The organism is Marivita sp. S6314, from assembly GCF_023015985.1.
Taxonomy (GTDB): domain Bacteria; phylum Pseudomonadota; class Alphaproteobacteria; order Rhodobacterales; family Rhodobacteraceae; genus Marivita.
Window position 1 is genome coordinate 21,027 of record NZ_JALKAO010000002.1, and the last position, 18,126, is coordinate 39,152.

13 protein-coding genes are annotated in these 18,126 nt (G+C 59.3%); 2 read left to right on the plus strand and 11 right to left on the minus strand.

What is annotated here, in order from left to right; genetic code table 11:
* Positions 1-394 precede the first annotated feature (394 nt).
* The 3 genes from MWU54_RS04525 to MWU54_RS04535 form a co-directional block, all read right to left on the minus strand.
* Positions 395-1,672 carry a DEAD/DEAH box helicase gene (locus MWU54_RS04525; RefSeq protein WP_247081076.1) on the minus strand — a complete coding sequence of 426 codons (1,278 nt, stop codon included), beginning with the start codon at positions 1,670-1,672 and terminating at the stop codon, positions 395-397.
* Between the two features lie 294 nt (positions 1,673-1,966).
* Positions 1,967-3,844: a DUF4214 domain-containing protein gene (locus MWU54_RS04530; protein WP_247081077.1), complete on the minus strand. Its 1,878-nt coding sequence runs from the start codon at positions 3,842-3,844 to the stop codon at positions 1,967-1,969.
* A gap of 128 nt (positions 3,845-3,972) precedes the next feature.
* Positions 3,973-4,824: a M15 family metallopeptidase gene (locus MWU54_RS04535; protein ID WP_247081078.1), complete on the minus strand. Its 852-nt coding sequence runs from the start codon at positions 4,822-4,824 to the stop codon at positions 3,973-3,975.
* Positions 4,825-5,014: 190 nt separating this feature from the next.
* On the opposite strand from MWU54_RS04535, the gene MWU54_RS04540 reads away from it, so the two are divergent.
* Both MWU54_RS04540 and MWU54_RS04545 read left to right on the plus strand, forming a co-directional pair.
* Positions 5,015-5,623 carry an OmpA family protein gene (locus MWU54_RS04540; protein WP_247081079.1) on the plus strand — a complete coding sequence of 203 codons (609 nt, stop codon included), beginning with the start codon at positions 5,015-5,017 and terminating at the stop codon, positions 5,621-5,623.
* A gap of 33 nt (positions 5,624-5,656) precedes the next feature.
* Complete coding sequence (locus tag MWU54_RS04545) at positions 5,657-7,873, plus strand: serine/threonine protein kinase (protein WP_247081080.1); 2,217 nt, start codon at positions 5,657-5,659, stop codon at positions 7,871-7,873.
* 66 nt (positions 7,874-7,939) lie between these two features.
* On the opposite strand, the gene MWU54_RS04550 is transcribed toward MWU54_RS04545, so the two are convergent.
* The 8 genes from MWU54_RS04550 to MWU54_RS04585 are packed head-to-tail and all read right to left on the minus strand — an operon-like array spanning position 7,940 to position 18,126.
* A complete protein-coding gene (locus tag MWU54_RS04550; RefSeq protein ID WP_247081082.1) occupies positions 7,940-8,662 on the minus strand; it encodes a protein phosphatase 2C domain-containing protein in 723 nt (240 codons plus the stop codon).
* Positions 8,659-9,342, minus strand: coding sequence for a type VI secretion system-associated protein TagF (gene tagF / locus MWU54_RS04555; RefSeq protein ID WP_247081084.1), 684 nt, complete (start codon positions 9,340-9,342; stop codon positions 8,659-8,661). Before tagF ends, MWU54_RS04550 begins: the two co-directional genes overlap by 4 nt.
* A complete protein-coding gene (gene tssM / locus MWU54_RS04560) occupies positions 9,342-12,902 on the minus strand; it encodes a type VI secretion system membrane subunit TssM (protein WP_247081086.1) in 3,561 nt (1,186 codons plus the stop codon). The genes tagF and tssM overlap by 1 nt, the downstream gene beginning before the upstream one ends.
* Entirely contained in the window at positions 12,899-14,344 is a 1,446-nt protein-coding gene (gene icmH / locus MWU54_RS04565) for a type IVB secretion system protein IcmH/DotU (RefSeq protein ID WP_247081088.1), read from the minus strand. Before icmH ends, tssM begins: the two co-directional genes overlap by 4 nt.
* Positions 14,345-14,359: 15 nt before the next feature.
* Positions 14,360-15,700, minus strand: a complete 1,341-nt coding sequence (gene tssK, locus MWU54_RS04570; RefSeq protein WP_247081090.1) for a type VI secretion system baseplate subunit TssK — start codon at positions 15,698-15,700, stop codon at positions 14,360-14,362.
* A 36-nt stretch (positions 15,701-15,736) separates the two neighbouring features.
* Positions 15,737-17,218, minus strand: a complete 1,482-nt coding sequence (tagH, locus tag MWU54_RS04575; protein WP_247081092.1) for a type VI secretion system-associated FHA domain protein TagH — start codon at positions 17,216-17,218, stop codon at positions 15,737-15,739.
* Positions 17,219-17,227: 9 nt separating this feature from the next.
* The gene (locus MWU54_RS04580; RefSeq protein WP_348647601.1) at positions 17,228-17,536 is read right to left on the minus strand and encodes a PAAR domain-containing protein; all 309 of its coding nucleotides are present in this window, start codon (positions 17,534-17,536) and stop codon (positions 17,228-17,230) included.
* Positions 17,536-18,126, minus strand: a complete 591-nt coding sequence (locus tag MWU54_RS04585) for a hypothetical protein (protein ID WP_247081094.1) — start codon at positions 18,124-18,126, stop codon at positions 17,536-17,538. Before MWU54_RS04585 ends, MWU54_RS04580 begins: the two co-directional genes overlap by 1 nt.

An 18,126-nucleotide genomic window follows, 5' to 3' on the forward strand; every position in this document is an offset into this window, starting at 1 on the left:
CGCTGCTCATGAAGAAAGAGGCCCGCGAATTGCGGGTCTGTGACTGCTGACAAACCCTGCACCCTTACGATATGGGACCGCTCTGCGGAAGAGTGTTCTTTTCCCGACGCGTGAGCAATGCACCAAGGGGCGCGCCTGACCCTGGGTGGGCGCTGCACACCCTCCGGCACCGGGCGGTTTATGGTGCAGGCTGCTGAAACGGTTGATCATATTGCAGCGTCGCAATGCGCCCTCCCATGGGGAGGGTCGGGCGCGGCCCGGGGCTGATCGCCCCGCGCCAAAGGCGTTTCCCGCAATGGAGAGTGAACGCCCTTGTTGGAGGGACGTTTCGTACAACTTGCATGTTCGCCAAGGAATGAGGCCCGCGAATTGCGGGCCTCGGGACTTGATCGGATTATGCCGCCTGCTGGCCGCCGCCACCGCTGCGCCGTCTGCGTCTGCGGTTGCTGTTTGGCTTGGCCTTTGCCCCCTCGGGTCGCGTCGCCTTTGCCGGACCCCGGCCTCGACCGCGCGTATTTGTTTTCCGCGCAACGGGTTCGGACGGGGCGACGCCACTGGCGACCGGAACGGTCATCTTCATGACCTTTTCGATCTGCCACAGCAGGTCCAGTTCGTCCGGCGCACAGAATGCAATCGCTTCGCCTTCGCGTCCGGCGCGGGCGGTCCGGCCAATACGGTGCACATAGTTGTCAGCGACTTCCGGCAGATCATAGTTGATCACATAGGCTACCCCCGGAATGTCGATCCCGCGTGCGGCGACGTCGGTGGCGACCAGCACGGTGATAGTGCCATCCCGGAAAGCCTTGATGGCGCGATCCCGTTGACCCTGGCTTTTGTTGCCGTGGATCGACGCGGCGTTATACCCATCCGCCACCAGACCCTTCATGAGCTTTTCTGCGCCATGCTTGGTCCGCGAAAACACAAGCGTCAGCGCGTCCATATCCTTGGACAGGATTTCGCGCAGTTTGCCCGGCTTTTCCGCCTTGCTGGCCAGATGGTGCACCGATTGTGTCACCTTGTCCGCCGCCTTGCCCGGAGGGGCCACCTGCACTTTTTTCGGGTTGGTCAGATAGGCTTTGCTCAGATCTTCCATCTGCTTGGGCATGGTGGCCGAAAACAGCATCGTCTGGCGTGGTGTGCCCAGTTTTGGCGCGATTTTGCGCAGCGCATGGATGAAGCCCATGTCGAGCATCTGATCGGCTTCGTCCAGAACGAGGTGACGCACCTCGGACAGCAAGACGGCCCGACGGTCCATCAGGTCAATCAATCGACCCGGCGTCGCCACGAGAATATCCGTGCCGCGCTGAAGCTGGTGGATCTGCTTGTTGATGGACTGCCCACCAACAACAACGGTCACCCGCAGATTGGTTTTCCCTGTCAGCGTCCGCAGGTTGTCGGCGATCTGGTTTACCAATTCGCGGGTCGGCGCGAGGATCAGGGCCTTGGCTGTCTTGGCGGCCGGACGGTCCGGCATATCCAGAAGGTGATCAACCAGCGGCAGACCAAAGGCCAGCGTTTTGCCGGTGCCCGTCTGGGCAAGCCCAAGCACGTCATGCCCGGCAAGCGCCAGCGGCACGGCCTTGGCCTGAATTGGTGTTGGTGTCTTGAGGTTCGCGCTGCGCAGCGCGTCGTTCAGTTTGGGCTTCAGGCCCAGTGTGTCAAATTCAGACAAAATCTATCCTTTTAGTCCGCGCACCCAAACGGTTCGCGGAACGAGTCTTGCCACATCACCGTGGCAAACGAGGGTGTCGCAAGACCTCTAGACAGTGCGGGCGGACCCCACGCAATCCGATCATGCGTCAAGAACCCTGCGTGATGGGGAACTGCGAAAGACTGTCGTTGTGTCCAAAATGACGGACACGGCAAGCTCACGCGGCTGCACGACATGACAGCCAAATGGGCCCGATGCAGCGTATTGTCAACAGTCTGCGTCGGACCCAACGGTGTTTTCAGTGGCAGTGGCGCATTATGCCACAGCGATGTCCGTCGCAAAGGGATCGCCGATGACCCCCACCAACTGGATCAGCAGCTCGCCGCCATTTGCAGCTGTAGCATCGCCGAACGCCTGGTCTGTGGCATCAATTGCCGCCTGGATCGAGCTTTCATCCCCGCGCACATAGGCATTCATAACAGCCGCGGCGTCGGTCGTGTCGGATAGTCCCCGGATCACCGCGTAAAGCGTCCCGATATCGGTTTTGTCCGCCAGATAGGCCCGATCCGCCAATTGCAGATCAATGAAGGCCTGTTCCGCATCCGGCGCAGGATCGGCTTTTGCACCGCGCAGGACCTCAAGGATAAACTGGTCGCGGGTGACTCCCCCGCTGTCGAGCGCACGCACCCAGAAGTCGAGCCCATCCTGATCCGGAAGACGCCCCAGAACATTGCCATAGACCTGCGTTGCGAAATCAAGATTGGTCGCTGATGCGGGATATGCAGCCTGCGTTTCCGGCTGATCAAGGAATTGCGAGGCGATGGTTTCAAGCGTGAAGCCATTGGCAAAGGCCGACCCCCAGAAATTCAGACCGATCGCATCCGGCGCACGGTTGAAATAGGCGATGTACAACTCGACAAATGTGCCGATGTCCGCCTCGCTCAGCGACGCGATCCCGGTCTGGCGCGACAGGTTGAAGGTATCCTCCCCGGCAAATTCCAGAAATTCGATCCCGGTCAATGTATCTGTGCCGTCCCCACCGTCGGATCGGTCCGACACAACCGCGGTGCCGTCAGCACTGATCTGAACCGTGTAGTTGCCCCGCGCGGAGGAATAGACCGACACGTCTGCATCGCCCGCACCGCCCAGCAGCGTGTCGTCATCGGCCCCGCCAGTCAGGCGATCATTGCCGCCCTGCCCGAACACAAGATCGCTGCCGACACCGCCATCAAACACATTGTCCTGATCGTTCAGATAGAACCAATCGCCCTCTACAGACCCCTGCACCGTGCCGTCCAGATTGACCACAAAGGTTGGATCGGAATTCCGCGACCCGAGGATCAGCTGGGAAATCTCACTGCTGAGCGCGGGCAGGTTTGCGACAATCGCGTTGACGACAGCCTGATACTGCGCCAGCCCATCGGTTTCGATCTGGGCCAGATTTGCGTTGCCCGGACCAGTCACCTCTGCGCCGAAAGACTGAAGGTTTTCCAACGCAACCGCCGCTGCCGTTTCAACGGCCGTGCTTGCAGCGGCAAAGCTGTTTGCGGTCGCACCGCCATCAATCAATTGCTGCAGCAAGGTCGCCTGAGAGCTGAAATACGACAGGATCGCGTTTCCTGCCGCCTCGCCGACAAGGCTCCACAGGCTGGCAATAGAGTCCCCGCTGAAGGCAGGCGTCACGCCGTCAAGGCTGAACCAGTTGCCCGTGTCGGGATCAATCGAAAAGGTTGGCGATGTGAAAAGCCCCGCGTTGCTGTCCCATAACAGGTCCGCAAGCCGCAGTTGGGCATCCAGAAAGGCCTGCGCGATTTCATCCGAAACCGACCCGCCACCCCCGGTGTTTGACGCATCCACCAGCAATGTGCTGCGCGGGACACCGGAAAGCTCGGCCCGGATGGTATCGAAACCGGCTGTGATCAAATCGGTGTTTCCGGATGCGATATCCTGCAAGGCCGACAAAGCCTCGGGCGGAAGGTTCGCGGTGAATTGGGGGGAATTTAACTGGGCCTGAAGAACCGGTCGCACATCGACGAAGGCCACTTCAACCGCATCGATAATATCAAGGAAATTCCCAACCGTTAATTGCAGCACGCCGTCCAGCGATGTGGGCACTGTGAGCCCGGCAAATGGAGCAATGCTTCCAATCGGTCCCAGGACGCCAGCAAGCACCGCTTCAAATTCGTCATCCATTTTTTGATATCCGTTCTAATTTCAAAGAAATTCAATACGGCAAATCAAAACGAGCGAACAATCCGAGTCAATTGTCAGACGACATGGTTTGGTAAAATCCTTAGAATTTTTCTGTACGGATCATCCGGTCAAAGCTTACCGTCGCGCACCCATTCTTCCAGTTTCTGGCGGCTGACCTCAAAATGCATGCTGTCCTCGCGCCGCCAGGACGCGCCCCAGACCCAGCCTTCTTCCTTGAAGAAATCGGCCAGGATGGTCAGGCCCAGTTGGGTTTTCCCATCACCAAGCGTGTCCAGTTTCCCGTCAATGTTCAGATCAACGGCAAGCCCGTAGGAATGCGTTGACGCGCGGTTTGTTGTGCCGCGGATGGCGCGGACGCACAGGGACCCGGCGGTGCTGATGCGGTCATAAAGATCAGGATCGGTGGCGCGGACTTTTTCAAAAACGCGGGTGAGCGAGTCGATTGCAGGTTGCAGCATACGCACCCGGATCGGCCCGACATTCTGCAAACGCAATTTGTCGGCCAGCCGTTGGTTGGTCATCTCGCGGCAGGTCTGGTCCAAGGATTCGCGCGGCAGGCCAAAGGTGGCCGCAAGCCAGCGGGACCCTGCAATGGTCAGCCCGTCATTGACGTTTCGCCGGTCGGCGATCAGCACGACCTGCGCATAGGCGTCGATGATGTCATTGGGGCCATCTTGCTGAAATGGCTGGTTGTTGTCCGGCGCAGGTGCCTGAAACACTTGACGATCTGCCACCACTGGCCGTGAGGCGAGTTTGGTCACTTCCGTTGTCAGCGTATCGACACGTTCGCGCAGATCCTCGATCTGCTGGTTGAGCATTTCAATTTCAATCCGCGCGCCCGAGTCGATGGCCGGGCCTTCGAAAAATTCTTCTTCCTGCAGCAGCATCGGAACGAAGACCCAGATTACCGAGGCAAGAAGAATTGCAACTCCGATAATGACTGCGGGCAACACGCGCATTGGGCAGGATCCTGAAATTGTGCTGTCTAAAAAATCTTCAAATCCCACTAAAGCGTGTTTTCCGTTCGACGCCAAGCGTTAACCCGTCAGACCCGGCGATGAAATTACTCGCAAAAATGTTGTCGCGTGTCGATCTGTGCGGTAGTCTTCGCTATAGTCAATTTCAACGCATTTAAGGACACGATTAGACATGACACGATATCCAGTTGTTGCAAGCGTTGCCCTTGCGTTCGCGCTTGCCCTTGCGGCGCCCGCGCCAACATCAGCGCAGTCCGCCGAAAACATGACGGCCGAGGAAATCACCAAGGCCTTCCAGAAGCAAAAGACGCGTGGTCTGGTACTGGTTCCCGCCGGGGATGAGTCCGCAGCGTCGACTGGCACGACCGCAGCAACCACCACGACCGAGACCGCAAACACGACAACGGTTGCCGCAGCGGGTGACACATACGAACAGGTCGACAAGGCCGATCAGGTCAATATCAAAATCAAGTTCGATTTTGACAGCGCGACGCTTCGGGACGACCAAAAACCGCAATTGGCGACGTTGTGTCAGGTGATGAAATCCGTTGACGTGCAACTGTTCCAGATTGTTGGCCATACCGACAGCTCCGGGTCGGCCTCTTACAACGAGAAACTGTCACTCTTGCGTGCACAAGAGGTCAAACGCCATCTGGTGAACGATTGCGGCATTGCCGAAACGCGGCTCAAGGCCATCGGCATGGGCGAAGCTGCGCCGTTCAATGCGAATGATCCCAGAAGCGACGAAAATCGTCGTGTGGAATTTCAAGCGCTTGGTTAATGACTTCGGTCGAACTTTGTATCCGGAGACATTATGACTGACTCTCGTCCGGGAGACCTTTTTCAGCCTGGCGATTTGGTGAACAACACCTACCGGGTTGAAGCCATTCTTGGACGAGGCGGAACGTCCGATGTTTATAAAGCCCGGTCCGAAATATCGGGCCGGATTGCAGCGCTCAAGGTGCTAAAAGCTGAATTTTCCGACAATGACGACTTTCTTCTGCTGCTCACGCGCGAAGAAGCCATGCGCGAAATCCGGCATGATGCCGTTGTACGCTACGCCGAAACGAACCGTACGCCTGACGGGCACGTGTACCTGCTGATCGACTATGTCGATGGACCGGGGCTCGACAAAAAACTCAAGGAAGGGCCGATGTCGGCAGAGGACCTGCTGGTCATTTGCCGCCGTGTCGCCGAAGGCCTTCAAGCCGCGCACAGCCGCGGGATTTTCCACCGCGATCTGTCCCCGGACAACATCATCCTGCGCGATGGCGACCCCGCACAGGCGGTGATCATCGACTTTGGGATTGCCAAGGATACCAATCCCGGCGCTGAAACCATCGTCGGCAACGAATTTGCCGGGAAATACGCTTACGCGGCCCCGGAACAACTGGCGGGGAACACGGACGCCCGCACCGACATCTATTCGCTGGGCGCGTTGTTGCTGGCGAATTTCCGGGGCAAGTCACCCAATATCGGGAACAACCCGATGGAAGTGCTTCAGAAAAAAGCCGAGCCGCTGGATACCGAAGGGGTGCCGGAACCGCTGAAATCGCTTCTGGACAAGATGACCGACCCCGAACCGGACAACCGGTTCGATAGCGCATCGGCTGTTCTAGCGGCGCTGAATGGCGACGCTGGTGCGACCACGCCTGAGCCCGCAGAAGAACCAGATGCATTGTCGGACGCGACCGTGATCGCGCCAGCCATTGGAAAACGTGCGGAAGAGACCAAGGCACCTGCGCCTGCCCCCAAGGCAGAACCCAAGGCCAAGAAAGCGCCGAAACCCGACGCCAAACCCAAAAATGCGTCCGAAAGCAAATCGAACAAGGCGATCATTCCCATCGCCATTGGCGGTGTCTTGGTGGTTGGATTGGCCGGCGCGTTCATGTCTGGCGTCTTTACGTCGGCCCCGCCCCTTCCCGTGGCCGATCCTTATCGGCTGTCGATCGCGAAAGCCAAGGACTCTGTGCCACGTGCAGTCGGGTTTGTCCCGTCCGAGGACGTCGCCGAGGCCTTGCGTCAGCAAATCCAAGGGCAAAACGGTACATCTGATTTGACCCTTGCCACTGGTGATATTGCCGAAAACTGGGGACAGGACGTGTTGTCGGTTGTGGATGCCGTGGACGAGATGGATGCATGGCGCGTGTCGATTTCAGGCAATGTCGTCGAGATCGAAGGCGAGACCACCAGCAAACCGATCTTCCGCGAGGTGCAGGCCGCCTTTGATGCCGGTGCCCTTGGTGCTCTGAGCGGTGAGCCGGACCTGTCCTTGAACGAGATCATCATCGCGCCAGAACGGATTGAAGCCATCCTGACCGCATTTGCGGACTGTGGACCCTTGACCCTGGTTGACGCCCCTCTTGGCGGGTACGGACCGGGCAGCACGGTAGAAATCGCCGGCAACGTTGCGACCAGCGCCAGCCGGGACACGCTGTTTGACGCGTTGAGCAGTGCCGTCGGCGAGCGCACGGTGCGTGTGCGCACGACCGTTTTGAACCCGACGCTTTGCCTGATCGAAAGCGTCATGCCCAAAGCGCCGACAAGTGCAATTGATGTGGCGTTCTACCAAGGCGATCAGAACAACCAGCCAAATCCCACCGGCGAATTTATCGTCGGGGAAAACCCGGTGATTGACGTCGAAATTCCCGCAGAAGTCACGGACGGGTACCTGTCCGTGTCCGTGCTGGACGTGTCAGGCAACGTGTTTCACCTTCTGCCGAACATCAACCGGCTGGACAATTCGGTTGAGGGGTTGCGTGACGGTCAGGACGGGGATCTGTCGATCCGGGTCGCTTATTCCATTGCCGAGGCGCAGAGCAATGGCGGCCTTGCATTCCGGGTGGATGATTCCACGCTGGGAAAGACCAAGATCCTCGTGATCCATTCCAGCGAACCGCTGTTTAACGAAATGCGGCCCACCAGTGAATCCGCGCTGAGCTATTCCGAGGCGTTGATCGCAGAAGACCGCAACGTGGCATCGCGCATCTATTCACTCGACAGTCGTATTTTGGAAACCTCGTCCCGGTAAACACCGTCTCGGCACGTGGTTTGACGTCATCGCGGGATCGCACCTGTTCGCGCGACCCACATGTGATTATGGAATGTCGACCACGATCACCGTGATGTTGTCGGCCCCGCCGCCATCCAGCGCGATCTGGATCAGCCGGTCCACAACCGTCTCAAGCGGCTCTTTGGCCAGCACGGTTTCAAGCATGCCGAAGGTCGCGTATTTGGTCAGTCCGTCCGAGCAGACAAGAAACCGGTCCCCCGGCTGAACCTCGCCCCGCACCTTGTCGAGGTCCAGTTCGTCCCCCACACCAACCGCCCGCGTGATCGCGTTTGACTGCGGATGATGTTCGGCCTCGTCCCAGGACATCTGGCCGGATTCGACCAATGTGGCGACAAGGGAATGATCCGAGGTCAGCATCTGAATTTCGCCATCCCGCAGGCGATAGATGCGGCTGTCGCCCGCCCAGATACCAACAAAATGCGAATTGGCCAGCATCAGACTGGCCACGGTCGCGCCGATCACCGACGCGCCGCGTGTCTCGGCCTCTTGCCGGATCAGGGTATGTGCCTTCTGAATGGCATGCCGAAGGGCGTGCATCCGGTCTGCCGCAGGCAGCCCCGGTTCAATCGAGGCAATCAGATCGGTGATCAGCTGGCTGGCATAGTCACCGGCTTCGTGGCCACCCATGCCATCCGACACGACCCAGATGCTTTGCTCTGGAAGGGCAAGCACAGAGTCTTCATTGACCTTGCGCTTCAATCCCACATGGCTACGGGCGTTATAACGAACCCGTGGGACAACAGTCATACGCAGCCTTCTTTCCAAATTTCGGCGTCCAGATCAAACAATCCTTGCATGTTCGGACCCTCCGGCAAACCGTCACACAGCATCAGCCGCGTGTCGCCATCCATCACAGCGCTCCAGATCGAGGGGGTCTGAAATGTCGGAGCAAGCACTTCAGAGGCGAGGATCGGGGCGATGCCGTCTGCACCGGCCTCATGGCACAGAACAACGGACCGGCCATTGACCCTGCATTTGTCGGCCTTGGCACGGGTCGGCACCGCAAGCGCGGCTAACTTTTCGGCCAACATGTCTTTGCTGAAATCATCGTCCAATGCGGACAAGGCTAGGTCTTCCATCTGCGCAAACACGGCATCCTGCACCAGGTGTTCGCGGATGACGGATGTGTCGTCAGCCATGGGCACCATCAAGGTCAGAGGAAAACGCCGCCCCACCCGATCAACCGAGGGCATCACCACGCCAATCATCGATTGTGATCCGGCAAGTCCGGGCGACAGGCAGAACCGCCAGATGGGAACCGACATATAGAGCGCATCCCAATCTGCGCCGTAGGCATGTGCGCCCGACACAAGACAGCGCTGCAACCATTCATCCCAGGCCGACACGAATCCGGGCGGCGCATTCACACGGAAAAAATCCCCAACCGAGGGGATCTTTCCGAACGCTCCGTACCCTTCGACCGTCATCAGAACGTCTTTGGGCAGCTGAACTTGGACAGCGCGGGTAAGGCGAAGGGGTTCAGGACAGAGCCGGACTGCAACTGGTAGATGGCAATGCGGCCCCCGACATTGAAAATCACGCGTTTGCGGTCCGAGACATTGGTGCGCCGCACTTCGGCTGCATCCAGCAAACGGAACCATGCCCAGGGCCCATCTTTCTGCAACGTGCTTTCGACATTCCGGGCGGGCGGATCGAACGTGATCCGGGCAAGCCCAACCCCACCGGGCCAATCCAGCGCAACCGGCGTCGGCGCGCCGCCGCGATGGGCAAAGGGCACCTGTTTGCCATGCGCCTCAAGCATGACCGACTGTGCCTTGGGATCAAGCGCCTGCGGCATCAGTTGGAACTGAATGCTCGGGGTGCTGGACCCGCCGAAAAAGGCTTCGCGGATTTCGGCGGCGTATTGCAGTTGTTGCAGAACGGCGGGGCTGATCCCAAGGTCCACATCATTGACCTGTTTCCACGACCATGGCCGTGTCCGCGTGTCGATGAACTCCAGCAGGCTTTCGTTGACGAAACTGTCAATCAGACCCGCCGGGCCGAAGAGTTTCTGGAAATCGGCCACCGCCACATCGGCCTGTGCACGCCGGTTGAACGGATACCGATCCCCCAACGCCTGTTGACAGAAGGGCAGAACGCTGGACTGCCAGCGTGCGTTGATCGACGACCGGGTGTTGTCCGATGTGATCCCGGACGATCCGGACGCGATCTGCGTGGCCCAGCGTTCGAGCGGGCCATCGGCGCGCGCTGCCGCTTCCTGGAAGCGCTGGATAGCCGCCCCACCCTCGCCGCTGCCGGAGGACCCGGAAAAGCTCATCTTGTTCAGCTCTTGGTACAGCTCGGTCAGCAATCCGATGAGTTCATCAAGCTGCGACGGCAAACCCGGTTCTGCGGCCTCGGTCAATTGGTGCAACCAGGCGAACCGCTCTTCCACATAGGCGCCGGGTGGTTTGGAGGCACCCTCTTCAGACCCGCCGCTGGACCGGGCCAACGCTTCCATCAAAAGCCGGGTGCGTGAGCTGACATTGCGCTGCACGTCGCTTTCGGCAATATCGCCCAGATCATTGGCCAAAGCAGCGGAACCGCCGCCGGACCCATTGCCCGTCAAACGGGTTTCCGACGCGATTGCCTCTAGCAGATTGACGATGGGGGACGTCGGGCCAGACAGCACGTTTGTCACTTCGACCGCGTGGCTGAGCGACTCCAACGGAATGATATCGACATCGGCAAGGATCCCGTCATAGGCGGCCACGAAATCATTGTAGTAAAGATCCAGAACATCCCGGCTCAACGCCGCCAATGCCTGTTCCGTTTGCTCCGCTTCGCCGCGTGGGCCAAGCACCCAGCTTTCGCGCTGGATGCGGGCGGCAACGCCCAAGGCTTCGCCAAGGAAGACGTTGTTGAACCCGTCATAGGTGAAAATGCCGTCGACCCCATCGGTCAATGGATCCCCGGATGATCGCACAAGCACGCGCCCGACCGCTGGACCCGCCGCATCCGTGACCCGCCACTTGGGCAAAGACACCGCCGCCGGGCTGTTGATGATGCCGTTATAGACGCGCTGCGCGAGGGGCATTTCAGACAGCAACGCCTGCACCTGTTCCACGAGCGGCCCGTTCAGGGCGATCTCCTGCATCGGCTGGTTCAGCAATGCGTCGAGATGGATTTCAAGGTCGGCGCGGAACTCTTCGCGCGCGGGTCCGGGATAGGACAATTCCCAATCCAACAGCATCCATTCGGCCACGAGATCCTGATTCATCGGGCCCTGAAGACCCAGCATCAGGTAAATCTTGAGCGCCTCGTAGAGGATGTCCGGGTTGTTCATATTGCCGCTGATCTGTTCTTCAAGACGCAGAAGAAGACGCGGCAACATGCGTTGGTTCAATGCCCGGCGATAGGTTTGCGTCGCCTGTGAGCCGATCACATCCCCCTGATAAAGCCCGTATCCAAGGCTGCTGTCCGGGGCGGGAGAAAACACGGTTGGATTGCCGGGCATGTCGCGCAGAATGTTCAGGGCCTGCACCACCGGCACCAAATCGGTGTCACCGATTGGGCTGCTTGGCAACGTCGCTGCCGCAGCACTATAGGCCGACACGTGGTCATTGGCGTCCGCAACCAAAGCGCTATTGCCTTGGAAGGACCGGAAAAACAGCGTGCCAGCCCCGGCGGCGACCATCAGAGTCGCGACAATGGCGGCCCATTTGGTGATCTTGTAGCGGCGTTCCACCTTGTCGTCCGCCGACACAAGCCCCGCTTCGGGAAAGATGACGCCTTCAAACAGACGTGTCAGGAAATAAGACCGTCCGGCCCCCTGCCCCGATCCAATCGCCTGACGGCCAATCCCAAAGGTCCGCGCCATGCTCAGCATCAGACGGTCAATCGGCGTGCCTTCTTGTGTGCCAGAGGTAAAGTAGATGCCGCGCAGCATCTGGCGGTGTTGGAAGCGGTTTTCCTGAAACACCTCTGTCAGAAACGCCTTGGCGACACCGCGAATAGACGCCACCTGTGACGGGAAGCCGGCCACCAGCGTGCGACGCTGGGGATCTGTTTCCGCCTGCATCCGCTCCAGAGAATGGGTGTTCAGACGTTCCAGAAGGGCCGCGAATTCTTCGTCAAAACCGGCAATCGGGGAGGCTTCGCCCTTGGCGTTTTCAATCGGAAGCGTGAAGCCCCAGACCTGTTCGCGGTCTTCCTTGCCCAGATTGTCGTGAAATTCGGTGAACCCCGCGATCAGGTCCGCCTTGGTAAACAAGACGTAAACCGGGAACCGCACCCCCAGCTTTTCGCGCAATTCGGTCAGACGGGCGCGCACGGCAGCCGCATGACCTTTTTGGGTGATCTCATCCTGCAGCGCGAGATCGCTGAGGCTGATCGCGATAATCGCGCCATTGATCGGCTGGCGTTTGCGAAACTTCTTGAGCAAGCCCAGGAAACCAAGCCAGGAGGCATTGTCGACCTCCGCATCGCTTTCCTGCGTCGTATAGCGCCCGGCGGTGTCGATCAGGACGGCATTATTCGTGAACCACCAATCGCAATTGCGGGTGCCCCCAACGCCCCCGATGGCGGTTTTGCCCATCTCTTCTGCCAAGGGGAACTGCAAGCCGGAATTGACAATCGCCGTGGTTTTGCCAGCCCCGGGAGGGCCGATCATGATGTACCACGGCAATTCGTTCAGGTGTTTGCGCCCGTTTTTGGATTTGCGCAGTTCCGACATCGCGGTCTTAAGCTTGTCGCGCAACTCGCTGATTTCGCCGGAAACAACTTCGCCGCCCGCATCCACGCTTTCGGCGATTTCCTCGGTCATCGCCTTTTCGCGGCCGCGACGCATCAGGAAAATCGACAGCGCTATGGCACCAAAGATCAAGGCAAAGGTGCCAACGGTCAGTGATCGGATCATCACGGATTCGAACGGTCGGCTGACGTCGTTCCCGATCAGTGGGCCCAGATACCAGACCAGCAAGGACAGGACGATGGCCGCAAAAAGCAGGCCAAAATAGATCGACGTGAAGAAACGGAGAAACTTCATGCGTCTTGCTCCCGCACGAGGACAACTTCGATACGGCGGTTGGTGGCCCGTCCTTCCCGCGTTCCGTTGTCGGCAATGGGTTCGGCGTCTGCGCGGCCTTCGGCGCTCAGACGGGTGTCATCATCAATATCTCCAGCCATGGAATTCATCACCGTCTTGGCCCGCGCCAAAGACAGGTGCATGTTGGACGGAAACCGCGAGGACCGGATCGGCACATTGTCAGAGTGACCAACGATGATGACTTTACCGGGTTCATCATTCAACGCCTTGGCGACCCGTGAAATCGGGGTCTTGAAGCTTTCGACAAGGCTGTCGGACCCGGATCCGAACATCCCCGACCCGGCGATTCGGATGACCAGCGTATTGCCTTTGCCAAAGACCTTCACCAGACCCTCGTCAATCTCGGGCTGAAGGAAGGCGACCACCTTTTCAAGCTGGACTTCCTGCGTGTTGACCGGCGTCGGAGGCGGCGGGGGTGCGCGGCGTTCAAGCTCCGCCACGGGGCCCGCGTCGATGATGGAGAGTTGCCCAACCAGGTTTTCCGTCCGGTTCGACAGCAGGTAGCTCAGACCGCCAAATTCGCTGATCAACAGCAACCCTGTGACGCCCAGTGCAATCCAGACGGGTTTCCATGCCGACAATGCGCGGTACGGCTTATCGACGCCTTTCCAGTTCGGCGAAAGGTCCCGTTCGATCTGTCCCCGTTGCGCGCGGATCAAGGAGGCCAACCCTGCCCGGATGCGCAGGTGTTTGTCCGGACCGCCCTGTTCCACCCGCAACCGCCCTTCAAAGCCCAGCGACAGGCACATGTAGATGAATTCCAGCAGGTCTAGGTTGTTCCCCGGGTCTTTTTCAAGCCGGGCCAAAAGATCGTAAAACCGATCCCCGCCAACGGTTTCGCGGTGAAACGTGCCGACCATGGATTGCAGGCCCCAATCGGACTGCCCACCCCATGGCGTGTTCAGGACCACATCATCCAGCGTCGCGCACAACGCATAGCGCGCGGCCTTGACCGTTTGCGCCGGGATCCCCGCCTGCAGGGCGCGGTTTTCAAAGGCGCGGACTTCGGACACAACGGATTGCCGCAGCTTGTCCACATCCATGTGCTGTGCCCGGTTGCGCACCCGGCTGATCAACGAAAACAGCGGCGCAGCACAGGCGTTCAGCCGGTTCATGCCCGTCAGGACGATTTCAGGTTCATTCGGTTGCGGGCGGGCGGATGGCGCGGCAGGTTCACCCTGCGGGGCCGGAATGCCAAACGCGTCTAGCCCGGGATCGGCGGGTTGTGCGGGGGCAGCCGGTTGCGGCGCAACGGGTTGCACCGGCGGCGCGACCGGTTGTGGTGGCGGCGTCGCAGACATGGAACGACGCCCTCCGGGATTGGGCTTAATGACGGTACGGTCTGTATCATCAGGTTCGGCAAACGGATCGTCGTCAGACATTGCAGAAGCCCTTTCTTAACTATTTCTGATCGCCCACAGCTCCATCGAAAGACCCGGATACTGGCCTGACACGTGGACGGCGATGCCACCTGACGTTGTCATCTTGCCCCAGTACGGGCTGTCGGCGTCGAGTTCAAAATACACTGTTCCCGCCTGGTACGGGACCTGCCGCGGCGCGACAGGCAAAGGTCTTAGCGTGATCCCGGGCAACGCCGAGTTCACCAATTGACGGATTTCTTCGACCGGTCCGATCTTGGACTGGCCCGAGAAATGCCGGCGAACGTCTTCGGCTGGCACATCGGCTTTGACGGCAAGCACGAACCCGGCCGTCGACAGCAGTTTGCGGTCAGCAATCAGACCCACGCTGATGCCGTATTTGCGTTGCTCCAGCGCAATCAGCACGGCTGTTTGCTCAAGAACGGCACTCAGATACTGCCGCAACACTCGGAAAACAGGCATGAATGTTGCCGGTTGATCATCGTGTTTATAGGGCGGAAGCTGCGGCGATTCCTTGGAGTCGCTCATGAAGGTTGCCAGTTCCCCGGCCAGCGTCACACAGGCTTTGTACACCGTTTCAGGGTGTACGTTTTCGATGCTGGCAAAGTGCCGGAAGATGGGCAACGCGCGATTCACGGTCATCAACAACAGGAAGTCGGAAATATCCGCCGTGCCTCGGGCCGGGCCACTTTCGGACAGGCGCCCCGCGAGCGCCTGCATCCGGTGGGACAGCAACCCTTCCAGTTCGCTGACAAACCCGGCAAGCGCGGGGGCCGCGCGCACATCGACTGTGCTGGGAATGAATGCCCGATCAAGGACGATTTCCTTGTCCGGTCGGACCTCGATAATGCGCGCGATGGGGATGGCCAGCATGTCGGCCAGGTCATCCACCTCAAGCGCGAATTGCAGACGCAGCTTGCCCACGCCAATTGTCACTGACTTCTTGTCGGCGCCCATGACATCGGTGATCTCGATCTCGGCGGGACGCAGGCGGCTGGCGGAATGACCGCTATCGGTCAGGTCCACCTCGGTGGCGCCCTGCCGACGTTGCGGGATCGTGAGCAGGACAACGCAGTCCTTGATGTTCTCAGGCACCTCAAGTGAGGGCGGATGATCTTCGGTTTGGGGCACACGAAAGACGGTGCCGTCATGGGTCAGTCCCGCACAGGATTTGACCGCGAATTTGCCGATTTTCAGCGCTTCGTCGTCGATCTCAAGCGCACTGAACCCCCAGGCATAGGGCGTCAGCCGCCGCGCCAACCCGGCGATCAGCGCCTCGTTGTAACGGTCAGATTGCTGGAAGTGATGAGGCTGTAAAAACAGCCCCTCGGTCCAAAGCACTTTGTTGTCCCAGGACACTTGCAGATCCCCCGTCTTTTATTGCGCGCGAACGCGTTATTTTAGTTTATCGAGCTGCTCTTTATACGCACGAGCGAACTCGCGGCTGAACAATTCATGAAAATCGTTTTCGGCCTGATCGGAAATCTGGGCGTACATCTTTTCGTAGACTTCCCAGTACCGGGCCTTTTTACCCTTAAACATGCTGCCAATGGCGCTGGATGTTTCGATCTGTCCCGCAAGCACCTCTGGATCAAGCTTGCTGAGCACACCCTTGATCGCCGCCTCCATGCCCGTGACCATGGCAATTTCATGCGCCTTGATGTCGTCAAGCGCCTGTTCAACGGCTGTTTCGGGGCTCAGGTAGCCTTTGGCCTTGGGTTTGACCAAGGCCTGCACGGCGTCATCCTCGCTCAGCGAGAATTTGAGCGGGTTGTTCCCGCCAGAACTGATCATGGTCTGGTCAATCCGAAACTCGGATTTAATCGACGTGCGCGTCATCAGGATTTCGCGCAACCCGACGATCATTTTGCGCATGACCCGGCCCATGCGGTTCATGGTGTTGTCCAGATCCGCATCATCCACCACAAGGCCATCCGCGTCGAGCGACGCGACAAACGCCTTGGCAGCGGACTGGTCCCCTGTTGAGACAACAGACGCTACAGAAGGTTGCGGCACGGCCTGTACGACATCTGGCACGTCTGGCGTGTCGGTTGGGATGGGATCCTCTTGCGCGGGTTCGGCCACAGGTGCCTGTTCGACAACCGGTTCCAGCGGGTCCTCCGCGACCGGCTCGGGCGCTGGCTCAGGCTCGGGCGCAGGCGGTTCGATCGTGTCGGGTTCATCCGGGGCCAGCAGATCGTCCCAATCATCCGGGATCAGCCCCGGATCACTTTTGCCCGCGGCGGAAAAGCTGTCGGAAACGGACGGGTTGTGCATCGGCAAAGACGCGCCTTCGCCTTCGCGCCCGTCGGAGGCTTTTTTGAAAAACGGGTCTTCCTCTTCGCCCAATGGCGGTAGCAATTCGTCAATGGGATCGGTGACGTTCAATTGGCCGGGTCCCGTCGGCCCCGCTTCTGCCCCCAACAGATCGTCAAGAAAATCGCCCTCGCCCCCCGGCTCATCCAGCATCGCCAACGGGTCGGGCGCAGATTGGGCATTGCCGTGTGATATCCCGCTTTTCGCCGGCGCGGTCGGGATCAGATCGTCCAGATCGGGAAGATCCTGACCGATTTCAACAACAAGCTCATACCCACCGGCAGACAACACATCGCCGTTGTTCAGGGTCGTCGGCGTCCGGCCCAGGGGAACTTTCGAATAATTCAGAAACGTCCCGTTGGTCGAGAAATCGACAATCACGATACGTCCATTGTGGTCTTCAATCACGAAATGGCTTTTCGACAACATCCGATCCGGGTCTGGCAGAACCAGATCGTTGTTCGGACCGCGCCCCACGGTCAGGCTACCCGCCTGCATGACAACGGGCCGTCCATCACCCGGCACCATTCCGGAAGACTGGAATTTAAGACTTACAGCCATGTGCCTCGCTTATCCTCCAACCAGAACAGTGGGTTCACCTTTAACGATCACACCCCCGCAAGCAACGGAGTCGGTGACACGGGCGGCCGGAACATTTGTGATCAACACCGATGTTGAACCTTTCACGATCGGGTGGGGAAACGCGGGTGTACACAAGTCCATGAATGCGCGCGCCGCTGGAAGTTTGCCAACCAGCACCGTTACACAACAAGGCGGCAAAATCGGCATCGGAACCGGCACCGGCGGTGGAGGCGCAGGCGGCGGAGCCGGTGTCACGCAGGTGTGCATGTCCAGAACCCGTGCTTGCGGAAACCCCATTATCCAACCCCCTTCGTGCCTTTGCCGCTTCCGCCGCGTGCGATGTCAAGCGCGCGGTCGACCAGCACGTCCAGATGCGCGTCCCAGATGTCCTTGTTATGCGCAAGCGCTTCGACATTCATGGCAAAGGCCACAATCTGCCCCGCACCGGGCGGCGCATCCATCTGAGCCAGATCGCCAAGACCCAGCTTTCCATCGCAATACATCACGCCCATGGCACAATGCACTGTAAGATCGTCCGGATCGGCCTGTTCCAGGCTCATGATCGCGTCTTCGCGGTGCTCATCGGTGGGCCGGAACACCCAGGTTTCAGCGGCCTTGAGGCATTTGGTTTCGTTTTCAGGTTCGGTTCCGACAATGTCGCGCGCGGCAAGGCAGGACCACCAGATCCGTTCCCGCGCCGGCAAGATCGCGGCCATGACCCGCAAAAGATCAAGCCCCGCATCGCGGTTTGCCAGTTCTGACAACACCGCATCAATGGGCGCGCTTGCCGGTGCTTCAAGCTGCGTTTGAAGCTTCATATTGGCCAACGCCATAAGCTTGGCGGCGGGTTCGTTTGGCACTTTGGTCAGATTGCTGAACCGTTCCAT